The organism is Pseudomonas sp. HMWF006, assembly GCF_003061205.1.
GTDB lineage: Bacteria > Pseudomonadota > Gammaproteobacteria > Pseudomonadales > Pseudomonadaceae > Aquipseudomonas > Aquipseudomonas monsensis.
The window spans coordinates 4227-8218 of sequence record NZ_QAIU01000382.1 but is presented as its reverse complement, the minus strand read 5'-3'; the positions used below and the strand labels follow the sequence as shown (position 1 = coordinate 8218).

Genomic DNA, 3992 nt, shown 5'->3' with positions numbered 1-3992 from the left:
TTCATCCAGGCGCGCTTCGGCCTCATCGACGGCCACTACCAGATCGTCCCAACCCGGATGTTCGGTCTGGCTGGCGATCACTTGCGTAATGACCTGGTGGTTTGCGCTGATGATCGCGTTGATCGCCGGAACCAGATGCTCGGCGCGTATCGCCGACCACGGTGGCAAAGTCCAGGGTTGTAACAGCGGATTGGTGTCAGGCATGGCTTCTTCCTTGAGGCGTGGCTGAAAAGGGCCAGCTTAGGCAGGAAGCGCAGGGGACGGGCGGTACATAGTTACCACCTTCCACCGCTGATCGGTGGAAGGTGGCAGCGACTCAATGTTGTGCGTCAGGTTTTTTCGCAAGCTTCGGATTGGGGAAGAACTGCACGGCCTGGACATTCTTGTCCGCTGTCGGCTTGAGCGCGCTGGTGTTGACCCGCGTGCCCAGCTCTTTCGGTACAGAAAGCCCCTGCTCGTTCAACGTATCCGAGTAACCACAGGCCACGCATTCGCGGTGCGGCACGCTGTCCTCGTTCCACATCATCAGCTTGTCCGGCTCGCTGCACGCCGGGCAGACGGCCCCGGCGATAAAGCGTTTCTTGGTAATCACAGGTGCCTCGCTCATGCTGCTGCGTCCTCACTCAGGCCGCTATGGCGCAAGAGTGCGTCAATCGAAGGCGCACGGCCACGGAAGTCGACGAACAGCACCATCGGGGCCTGCGAACCGCCACGTGCCAGGATCGCTTCGCGGAAAGCGCGACCGGTTTCAGCGTTGAGCACGCCGTCTTCTTCGAATTTGGAGAAGGCATCCGCCGACAGCACTTCCGCCCACTTGTAGCTGTAGTAACCCGCTGCGTAACCGCCGGCGAAGATGTGCGCGAAGCTGTTGGGGAAGCGGTTGTAGGCCGGTGGACGCATCACTGAAACTTCATCGCGAACGCCTTCGAGCACTTGCAGCACGCTGCGGCCGTCACCGTGGGTGGCGTGCAGTTCGAAGTCGAACAGCGAGAACTCCAGCTGACGCACCATCATCAGCCCGGACTGGAAGTTTTTCGCCGCGAGCATTTTTTCCAGCAGGTCCTGTGGCAGTGGCTCGCCGGTTTCATAGTGACCGGAGATCAGCGCCAGACCTTCCGGCTCCCAGCACCAGTTTTCCATGAACTGGCTCGGCAGCTCGACCGCATCCCACGCCACGCCGTTGATCCCGGAGACACCCGCGTGATCCACGCGGGTCAGCAGGTGATGCAGACCATGGCCGAATTCGTGGAACAGGGTGGTCACTTCATCGTGGGTCAGCAACGCAGGCTTGCCGCTGTCGGCCGGGGTGAAGTTGCACACCAGGTTGGCGACCGGGCTTTGCAGCACGCCGTCGACAGTGCGGCGGCGGTCGCGAGCGCCGTCCATCCACGCGCCGCCTCGCTTGTTGGCGCGGGCGTAGAGGTCAAAGAAGAAGCGGCCGACATGCTGGCCGTTTTCCTTGATCTCGAACAGGCGCACGTCCGGGTGCCAGGTGTCGAAGCCTTTCAGTTCGGCGATTTCAATGCCGTACAGACGCTGGACGATCGCGAACAGCCCGCCGAGGACTTTGTCGATCGGGAAGTAGGCGCGCAGGGTTTCCTGAGCGACGCTGTAGCGTTGCTCGCGGAGTTTTTCCCCGTAGAAACCGCTGTCCCAGCTTTGCAGATCGGCGCAGCCCTGTTCGGCGGCGTAGGCGCGCAGCTGTTGCAGGTCCTGCGCGGCGAACGGCTTGCTGCGCTTGGCCAGGTCGCGCAGGAAGCTCAGCACCTGATCGCTGGACTCGGCCATTTTGGTCGCCAGGCTCAGCTCGGAGAAGCTGGCGAAACCCAGCAGCCTGGCCAGTTCCTGACGCAGGTCGAGGATCTCTTCCATGACCGGACCGTTGTCGTTCTGCCCGGCATTCGGGCCTTGATCCGACGCACGGGTGCAATAGGCGGCGTAGACTTCTTCACGCAGCGCGCGGTCCTGGGCGTAGGTCATTACCGCGTAGTAGCTCGGGAATTCCAGGGTGATCAGCCAGCCATCGAGACCTTTAGCCTGGGCGGCGGCCGCCATCTGCGCCTTGGCCGAATCGGTCAGGCCAGCGAGGGCGGCTTCGTCGGTGATGTGCTTGGTCCAGGCTTGTGTGGCATCGAGCAACTGGTTGGAGAAGCGGCTGCCCAGCTCGGACAGTTTGCTCTGCACTTCGGCGTAACGCTTCTGTTCAGCTTCCGGCAGGTCGATACCCGACAGGCGGAAATCGCGCAGGGCATGTTCCAGAATGGTTTTTTGTGCCACGTCGAAACCGGCGGCTTCCTGGCTGTTAGCCAGCGCCTCATAGGCCTGGAACAGTTCGCGGTTCTGGCCCATTTCGGTGGAGTAGGCGCTCAGGGCCGGCAGGCACGACTCGTAGGCTTCGCGCAGTTCGGCGCTGTTGCACACGGCGTTGAGGTGGCTGACCGGGCTCCAGGCGGCGCCGAGGCGATCATTGAGTTCGTCCATTGCCAGCACCAGACCGGCCCAGGTCGGGTTCTGGCCTTGGATCTTGAGGATTTCGGCAATGGCGGCGCGGTTGTCGGCCAGAATGGTTTCGATGGCCGGCAGGACGTGTTCGGCACGGATCGTGGAGAACGGTGGCAGGTCGTAGGACTGCAGCAGAGGGTTGTTCACGCTCACGGTTGGCACCTTGGCTGGAAGAAACATGCGCCCATCTTAATTACAATCGGCATTCACCGCAGCTATCGGCGACAGAGAGAGAACTTATCGTGTCCGTTCGCAAGTACCAGAATCACACCCCGCAGCTTCGCGAAGGCGCGTTTGTCGACGCCTCAGCGGTGGTGATCGGCGACGTTGAAATCGGCGAAAACAGCTCCGTGTGGCCGCTGACCGTGATCCGTGGCGACATGCACCGCATCCGCATCGGCGCGCGCACCAGCGTGCAGGACGGCTGCGTGCTGCACATCACCCACGCCGGTCCGTTCAACCCGGACGGCTTCCCGCTGCTGATCGGCGACGACGTGACCATCGCCCACAAAGTCATGCTGCATGGTTGCAGCGTCGGCAGTCGCGTGTTGATCGGCATGGGTAGCATCGTCATGGATGGCGCGGTAGTCGAGGATGACGTGATCATCGGCGCCGGCAGCCTGGTGCCGCCGGGCAAGCGCCTGGAAAGCGGCTTTCTGTATGTTGGCAGTCCGGTGAAACAGGTGCGTGCACTGACTGACAAGGAGCGCGCCTTCTTCACCTACAGCGCGGCGAACTACGTGAAGCTCAAGGACCTGCATCTGGCCGAAGGCTACGACCAGCTCTGAAACGACTGACACCCGCACAGGATTTCTCATGCACTACCAGACCGTACTGTTCGACCTCGATGGCACCCTGACCGACCCGCGTGAGGGCATCACCCGTTCCATCCAGTTCGCCCTCGGCAAGCTCGGCATCGACGAGCCGGACCTGACCAGACTTGAACACTTCATCGGCCCGCCGCTGTTGCAGGCGTTCATGCAGTTTTACGATTTTGATGAAGCCAAGGCGTGGCAGGCGGTGAATTTCTATCGCGAACGCTTCAAGGTCACCGGCCTGTATGAAAACCGCGTGTTTGATGGTGTCACGCCTTTATTGGAAACCCTGAGCGGGCAGGGACGGCAGCTGTATATCGCCACGTCGAAACCGTGGGAATTTGCCCGCGAGATTGCCCGGCATTTTGATTTTGCCCGGCACTTCAAGGTGATCTACGGCAGTGAGCTGGACGGCACGCGGACCAATAAGGTCGAGCTGATTGCGCATCTGATCAAGGAAGAAGGGCTGGACCCGGCCAATACGTTGATGATCGGCGATCGTAAGCACGATCTGATCGGGGCGCGCAGCAATGGGCTGGATGCGGCGGCGGTCGGTTATGGGTTTGGCAGTTTCGAAGAGTTGAGTGCGGAGGCGCCGGCTTATCATTTTGAAACGCTGGACGAGTTGCATCAGGCATTCCTGCGGCGCTGATTAATACACCATCGCTGGCAAGC

At 61.2% G+C, this 3992-nt stretch carries 4 protein-coding genes and 1 pseudogene; 2 read left to right on the top strand and 3 right to left on the bottom strand.

From position 1 onward, the window contains the following. From DBR24_RS15835 to prlC, 3 genes and pseudogenes are all read right to left on the bottom strand, one after another. Positions 1 to 204: pseudogene (locus DBR24_RS15835) on the bottom strand (oligopeptidase A); the annotation flags it as partial. Positions 205 to 316: 112 nt separating this feature from the next. After that, positions 317 to 607, bottom strand: a complete 291-nt coding sequence (locus DBR24_RS15830) for a YheV family putative zinc ribbon protein (RefSeq protein WP_123470256.1) — start codon at positions 605 to 607, stop codon at positions 317 to 319. After that, a complete protein-coding gene (gene prlC / locus DBR24_RS15825; protein ID WP_177490581.1) occupies positions 604 to 2682 on the bottom strand; it encodes an oligopeptidase A in 2079 nt (692 codons plus the stop codon). Before prlC ends, DBR24_RS15830 begins: the two co-directional genes overlap by 4 nt. Positions 2683 to 2744: 62 nt before the next feature. Here prlC and DBR24_RS15820 point away from each other — a divergent pair, with 62 nt between their 5' ends. After that, the gene (locus DBR24_RS15820; protein ID WP_123470257.1) at positions 2745 to 3290 is read left to right on the top strand and encodes a gamma carbonic anhydrase family protein; all 546 of its coding nucleotides are present in this window, start codon (positions 2745 to 2747) and stop codon (positions 3288 to 3290) included. A gap of 28 nt (positions 3291 to 3318) precedes the next feature. Further along, positions 3319 to 3969, top strand: a complete 651-nt coding sequence (locus DBR24_RS15815; RefSeq protein WP_128615229.1) for an HAD family hydrolase — start codon at positions 3319 to 3321, stop codon at positions 3967 to 3969. Positions 3970 to 3992 lie beyond the last annotated feature (23 nt).

Coding starts and splice junctions, on each gene's coding strand:
- DBR24_RS15815 (WP_128615229.1), top strand. CDS start 3,319: ATGCACTACCAGACCGTACTGTTCGACCTCGATGGCACCCTGACCGAC.
- DBR24_RS15830 (WP_123470256.1), bottom strand. CDS start 607: ATGAGCGAGGCACCTGTGATTACCAAGAAACGCTTTATCGCCGGGGCC.
- prlC (WP_177490581.1), bottom strand. CDS start 2,682: ATGTTTCTTCCAGCCAAGGTGCCAACCGTGAGCGTGAACAACCCTCTG.